Source organism: Streptomyces sp. NPDC002004 (genome assembly GCF_053593975.1).
This window is the reverse complement of record NZ_JBSFDP010000075.1, coordinates 1-6,046: the sequence shown is the minus strand read 5'-3', so window position 1 is coordinate 6,046 and position 6,046 is coordinate 1. Positions and strand designations below refer to the sequence as shown.

The following is a 6,046-nucleotide window of genomic DNA, read 5'->3' as shown; positions in this document are numbered from 1 at the left end:
CCTCGCCCCCCGCCGGGGCGCCCCCCCCGGCCCCGGGCCCGTCGGCCCGGGCCGGCCCCGGGCGCGGCCCCCGGCCCTCCGGGGCGCCGCCCCTTCGCGTGCGGTGCCCGTGGCCGCGGTGCGCCGGGTCTTCCTGCGCGGTGCCCGGGTTCGCGCTGCGTCGCCTCTTCGGGTGCGGCACCCAGGGCCGTGGTGCGCCGCCCCTCACCAGGCGGCGACCCCCGGTCAGTGGTGTGCCGCATCCCCCTTCCGGGCAGCGCGAGTTGAGCCTTCGGGCGCCACCCGTCGGACGTTCGCCTTTCGGCCTGTTCCGGGCCTTCCCTCCGCCACCTGCGCTCACTACGGTCCCCGGCGTACCACGCAATGGATCGCCCGAGAACCATGGGATGTCGACTGGGAGGTCGCAGGTGTCCCCGGAGATTTCGCGCAGACGTGTGATGGCGCTCGGGGGCGGTGCGCTCGGTGCCGCCGTCGCCGGGTCGTTTCTGCCGCCGTCGGTGCAGCAGGCCCTGGCGCAGGAGCCGCCGAAGGGCGGCCTCGACGCGATCGAGCATGTGGTGATCCTGATGCAGGAGAACCGTTCGTTCGACCACTACTTCGGCACCCTTCGTGGCGTCCGCGGCTTCTCCGACCGCAACGCCGTCCGGCTCCCGGACGGTGCGCCGGTGTTCGAGCAGCCGGGGCCGATGCGCACGGTCCTGCCGTTCGCCGTGCGCGACGCCGCCGCGGCGCAGCACAAGGACCTCCAGTACATCGGGGCGCTCGACCACTCCTGGAGCGGCGGCGCGACGGCGTGGCGGGACGGCTGGACGGACCGGTGGGTCACCGCGAAGACCGCGGCGACGATGGCGTACTACACGCGTGACGCCATCCCGCTGCACTACGAGCTCGCCGACACCTTCACCGTCTGCGACGCCTACCACTCCTCCATCCACTCCTCGACCAGCCCGAACCGCAACCACCTGTGGAGCGGGAAGACCGGCTACGAGGCCGACGGCAGGCGGGCCGTCGGCAACGACGCCTACGACGAGGGGACGCACCCGGGCTACGGCTGGGGCACCTACGCCGAGCGGCTGGAGCGGGCCGGCATCAGCTGGCAGACGTACACCGAGTGGGAGAACTTCACCGACAACCAGATCGAGTTCTTCACCACCTTCAAGGCGATCGCCCGCAAGGTGCTGGCCGGGGTCAACGCCGGGACCGGCAACGGCGAGGCCGCCGACACCTACATGGAGGCGTTCTACGCGCGGGTGCGCGACGCCGGGGGTGACGCCGAGCGCGGCGCGCTGCTCGCCGCTCTGGACAAGGGGGCCGCCGGGCTCACCGACGCCGAGCGGTCCCTCTTCGAGCGGGGGCTGCGCCGTGTGCCGACGGGGAAGCTGGCGGAGACCTTCGCCGAGGACGTGGCGCGGGGCAGGCTCGCACGCGTGAGCTATCTCGTGCCGTCCGCGGTGGACTCCGAGCACCCGTCCGTCTCGTCCCCGGTCCATTCGGCGACGATCGTGTACAAGGTCCTCGACGCGCTGGCCTCGCACCCCGAGGTCTGGCGGCGCACGGCCGTCTTCATCAACTACGACGAGAACGACGGGTTCTTCGATCACGTCCCCCCGCCCGTCCCCGCCCCCGAGGACCCGGAGGAGCGCTGGCAGGGGCTGCCCACCGGGCTGGGCATGCGGGTGCCGATGCTGGTCGTCTCACCGTGGACGGTCGGCGGATACGTGTGTTCCGAGGTGTTCGACCACACGTCGGTGATCCGGTTCCTGGAGAAGTGGACGGGGGTCCACGAGCCGAACATCGGAACCTGGCGGCGCACCGTCACCGGTGACCTGACCGGCGCCTTCGACTTCCGGCGCGCCCGGAAGCGGCCGCGGATCGGGCAGCCCGGCCCCATCCCGCCGTTCAGCGGACGCTGGAACCCGGAGCCGCCGGCCGCCCAGACGATGCCGGCGCAGGAGCCCGGCACGCGCCCGGCGCGCCCGCTGCCGTACCAGCCCGACGCCTATGCGAAGGCGGGCGCCGGGACGGTGGCGGTGCGGCTGGTCAACACCGGGCGGTCCAGCGCGCACTTCGCGCTCTACCCGTACGCCGCGGAGTTCGCCGTGCCGCAGCACAGGGACGTGCGGGGCACGAGCGTGTGGCACGTCCCGGTGCGCGAGGGTGCGTACGACTTCACCGTGACCGGCCCGAACGGCTTCCGGCGCGAGTTCTCCGGCGGCAAGGACTCCACCGCCGAACTGACCTCCGAGATCCGGCACCGCGAGATCCACCTCACGCTGGTGAACCGAGGTACCGAGGACATCGTCTTCACGGTCGCACCGCTCGGATATGTGCACGAAACAGATGTAAAGCGTTGTACGCGGAGCATTCGCGTCAAAGCATCCACCAGTCGCTCGCTCGCCTGGCGGACGGATGCCGAACACGGCTGGTACGACATCCAGGTGACCGTCGACGGCGACCGGGCCTTCCGGCGGCGGCTCATGGGGCATATCGAGGACGGGCGCGCGAGCGTCTCCGGCTGAGCCGGACCGTCCTCCGGGCGGGCGGGAGTTCACGGGCATGGGCGTGAATTCCCGCACACCCCTGTGAGGAAGGCCACGAAAGAGACAAAGGATCTCTTGCAGCTGCAAGAGTGTCAATGCACCATTCATACGTTCTTTGCGGGCTGTCGCGGCTGTTCCCGATGAAGATCCCTACAGCATCACGGGAGCACGTCCGTGGCAGCACTCGCGCGGTGGTGTGTCAGGCATCGCCTCGCCGCCGTACTCCTCTGGCTCCTCACTCTCGGCGGCACCGCGGCCGCGGCCGCACTCGCGGGCCCCGCCTACTCGAACGACTACGAGGTGCCCGGCACCGAGTCCGGCCAGGCCTCCCGGCTGCTGGACCGGGGGTTCCACGGCCTCGGCGGTGACAGCGACACCGTGGTCTGGCACACGGACCGCGGAGGCGTCCGTGCCACCGCCGTGAAACGCACGATGACGCGCACCCTCGACCGCATCGCCGAACTGCCCTCCGTCGCCTCCGTCACCAGCCCCTACGCCCGCCACGGCGCCCACGGGATCAGCCACGACGGGCACACCGCGTACGCGACCGTCACCTTCGACAAGCCGTCCGAGGACCTCGCCAAGGACGACGTACGGGCCGTCGCCGACACCGCACGGGCCGCCGCCTCCGCCGGGACCGTCACCGGACACGGCCTGCGCGTCGAACTCGGCGGCAGCGCCTTCGGGCTCACCGAGTCGCACAGCGGACACCTCGCCGAGGCCGTCGGCGTCGCCGTCGCCGCCGTCGTCCTCCTCCTCGCCTTCGGCTCCCTCGCCGCCTCCTTGCTGCCCATCGCGACCGCACTCGTCGGCGTCGGCACCGCGTACGCCGGAACCGTGCTCCTCGGGCACGCCATGACCGTCGCCGACTTCGCGCCCATGCTGGGGCTGCTCATCGGCCTCGGCGTCGGCATCGACTACGCGCTGTTCATCGTCACCCGGCACCGCCGCGGCCTGAAACGCGGCCTGCCCGTCGAGGAGGCCGCCGCCCGGGCCGTCGCCACCACCGGGCGGGCCGTCGTCTTCGCCGGGGCCACCGTGTGCATCGCCCTGCTCGGCATGCTCATCCTGCGCCTGAGCTTCCTCAACGGTGTCGCCGTCGCCGCGTCGCTCACCGTCGTCCTCACCGTCGCCGCCTCCGTCACGCTGCTGCCCGCGCTGCTCTCCTGGATCGGCCTGCGCGCTCTGAGCCGCCGTGAGCGCCGGCGTCTCGCGGAGCACGGACCCGGACCGGAGGTGCCGACCGGTCTCGCCGCCCGCTGGTCCGCCTTCGTGGAGCGGCACCCCAAGGTGCTCGCGGTGATCGCGCTCGTCGTTGTCGCCACCCTCTCCCTGCCCACCCTCTCCCTCCGGCTCGGCACGTCCGACCAGGGCAACGGTCCGCGGACGGCCACCACACGCCAGGCCTACGACCTGCTCGCCGAAGGGTTCGGACCCGGCGTCAACGGCCCCCTCACGCTCGTCACCGAGGTGGACGGCGCCCGTGACCGGCTCGCCCTGAAGAAGCTCGGCCGCACCCTGCGCACGACCGAGGGTGTCGCATCGGTCGGCCGGGTCACCTACAACAAGGGCCGCGACACCGCGTACCTCACCGTCGTCCCCGAGTCCGCCCCGCAGTCGCAGACGACCAGCGCCCTCGTCGACCGGCTGCGCCAGGACGTGCTGCCCCGTGCCGAGAAGCACACCTCGCTCGATGTACGGGTCGGCGGCGTCACCGCCGGCTACGACGACTTCGCCGACGTGATCATCGGCAAGCTGCCGCTCTTCGTCGGCATCGTCATCGGCCTCGGCTGCGTCCTCCTGCTGCTCGCCTTCCGCTCCATCGGCATCCCCGTCAAGGCCGCCGCGATGAACCTCGCGGCCGTCGCCGCCGCCTTCGGCGTGGTCGTCGCGGTCTTCCAATGGGGCTGGGGGAGCGAGCTGCTGGGACTGGGCAGGGCCGGACCCATCGAGCCCTTCCTCCCCGTGATCATGGTGTCGGTGCTGTTCGGGCTCTCCATGGACTACCAGGTCTTCCTGGTCAGCCGCATGTACGAGGAGTGGCTGGAGACCGGCGACAACCGGCGCGCAGTACGGGTCGGCCTCGCCGAGACCAGCCGGGTGATCAACTCCGCAGCGGTCATCATGATCTCCGTCTTCCTCGCCTTCGTACTGAGCGGCGACCGCGTCATCGCCATGTTCGGGATCGCGCTCGCCTCCGCGGTGGCCCTGGACGCCTTCGTCCTGCGGACCCTGCTCGTGCCCGCGCTCATGCACATGCTCGGCCGCGGCAACTGGTGGCTGCCCCGCCGTTTCGACCGCGTCCTTCCGCGCATCAGCATCGAGCCTTCCGAGTGCCATCGTGCGAGGATTCCGGAGCAGCCGCCGAGCGAGGAGCTGGTACGGCAGTCACGGTGACGGGGGACGCCTCGTACGGCGGTCCCCGTGGGCCGGGATGCCTCGTACCGCAGCCGCGGTGACGGCAGCACGACAACCCGACAACACAGCACGCCGGGGCACGCCACGGGACGACGGGCCGGGACGGGCCCGACGACGATCTGGGAGCATGATGTACGCGATATCGCTGGGTGACGACGGCGCCGAACTGCGGCCCCTGGAGCCCTGGCACGCCGAGGAGTTCCTCGCCCATCTGGACCGCGGACGCGAGTTCATCGGGCAGTACATCGCCTTCGGATCCGGCATCACGGACGTCGCGTCCGCGCGGGCACTGCTGCAGTCGTACGCCGACAAGCGCGCCGCCGACGGCGGCAGCCTGCACGGCGTCTGGCTGGACGGGAAACTCGTCGGCGGACTGCTGTTCCGGATCTTCGACGCGGCCTTCGGCACCTGCGAGCTGGGCTGCTGGCTGGAACCGGCCGCCGCGGGGCGCGGTCTCGTCACGCGCGGCGCGCGCGTCCTCATCGACTGGGCCGTGCACGAGCGCGGCATGCACCGGGTGGAATGGATCGCCTCGTCCGCGAACACGCCCAGCCTCAAGGTGGCCGGGCGGCTCGGCATGACCCGCGACGGGGTGCTGCGCGAGAGCTACCCCCACAACGGCGTACGCCACGACATGGAGGTGTGGTCCGTCCTCGCGCCGGAGTGGCGGGCCAGGCCCTAGACCGGGCCGGTGCCGTCACCTCCGCGTCGGGCGGCCCGGACGCCCTCCTGAGGAGGCCGCGGTGCGCATAAGTACCCCCGCGCGTACCCGAGGCAGCCCCTAAGGCCCGTCGGATGCGCAAGATGCGGCACTCTCCCGATGTCCCGAAGCCCCCTGGGGGACGAGAGTTGCGATGTCGCAGAAAGCGACGCAGGGCGCCGGACTGCGGCGCCGCAACCGACTCGCCCAGGGGGCTTTCCGGATGTACGCGTACGAGACCCACCAGATACTCGCAGCCGACCGGGTCCGTGAGGCGGAGCACGGCCGCCTCGTCCGTGCGGCGCGCAAGGCCAGCCGTGCCGCACGCCGGTCACCCGGCCACGACACCGAGGGGCCGGTGAGTACGTCCTCACTGGACCGGGCCCGC

At 71.9% G+C, this 6,046-nt stretch carries 4 protein-coding genes; all 4 read left to right on the top strand.

All coding sequences use genetic code 11. From position 1 onward, the window contains the following. Positions 1-407: 407 nt before the first annotated feature. Positions 408-2,519 (top strand): phosphocholine-specific phospholipase C, encoded by a 2,112-nt coding sequence (locus tag ACWCP6_RS37110; protein ID WP_450937079.1) that lies wholly within the window; start codon positions 408-410, stop codon positions 2,517-2,519. A 195-nt stretch (positions 2,520-2,714) separates the two neighbouring features. Beyond that, positions 2,715-4,937: an MMPL family transporter gene (locus tag ACWCP6_RS37105; protein WP_450937078.1), complete on the top strand. Its 2,223-nt coding sequence runs from the start codon at positions 2,715-2,717 to the stop codon at positions 4,935-4,937. A gap of 151 nt (positions 4,938-5,088) precedes the next feature. Beyond that, a complete protein-coding gene (locus ACWCP6_RS37100) occupies positions 5,089-5,640 on the top strand; it encodes a GNAT family N-acetyltransferase (RefSeq protein ID WP_450937080.1) in 552 nt (183 codons plus the stop codon). Positions 5,641-5,812: 172 nt separating this feature from the next. Continuing rightward, the coding region (locus ACWCP6_RS37095) for a hypothetical protein (protein WP_450937077.1) at positions 5,813-6,046 on the top strand (234 nt) is incomplete at its 3' end.